Origin of the sequence: Glycomyces buryatensis (assembly GCF_004912275.1) — a bacterium.
Lineage (GTDB): Bacteria > Actinomycetota > Actinomycetes > Mycobacteriales > Micromonosporaceae > Glycomyces > Glycomyces buryatensis.
This window is the reverse complement of record NZ_STGY01000006.1, coordinates 1-671: the sequence shown is the minus strand read 5'-3', so window position 1 is coordinate 671 and position 671 is coordinate 1. Positions and strand designations below refer to the sequence as shown.

Here is a 671-nt window from a genome sequence, read left to right as displayed (position 1 = left end):
TGGCCGGTACAGCGGGTTGCGATACCGTGAGGTGGAGCGAATCTCTGTAAAGCCGGTCTTGGTTCGGATTCGAGTCTGCAACTCGACTCGATGAAGGTGGAGTCGCTAGTAATCGCAGATCAGCAACGCTGCGGTGAATGCGTTCCCGGGCCTTGTACACACCGCCCGTCACGTCATGAAAGTTGGCAACACCCGAAGCCTGCGGCCTAACCAGCTTTTGCTGGAGGGAGTGGTCGAAGGTGGGGCTGGCGATTAGGACGAAGTCGTAACAAGGTAGCCGTACCGGAAGGTGCGGCTGGATCACCTCCTTTCTAAGGAGTCCCGACCCGCCCTTTGGGCGTGGTCAACCATCCGCTCCGGTCGTTGTGACCGGGCTGGGTAGCTGTTTGGTTGCCTGGTTTATTGCGGGTGTGTATGGACTAAATGTTTTATATGGTGTGTCGACTGCACGTTGAAAATAAACCATCCTTGACACTGCGTTCTCCTTTGGGGTTCGTGGTGTCGCACCCTGTTGGGGTTCTGAGGCAATACGTCTCGGAGCCTGGTCGTTTCGCGGATGCCGTGATGCTGGCTGGACCTGTTGTCCTCTTCCTTTGTGTGGGGGACGTTTGGGTCTGATCGGTGGGTGTCGGTTGGGGCTGGTGTGTTGTTTGAGATTTGTATAGTGTGCG

The 671-nt window shown here is 56.3% G+C and carries 1 rRNA gene; it reads left to right on the top strand.

The features are described from left to right. Positions 1 to 311, top strand: a 16S ribosomal RNA gene (locus FAB82_RS02175); the annotation flags it as partial. Between the last annotated feature and the right edge of the window lie 360 nt (positions 312 to 671).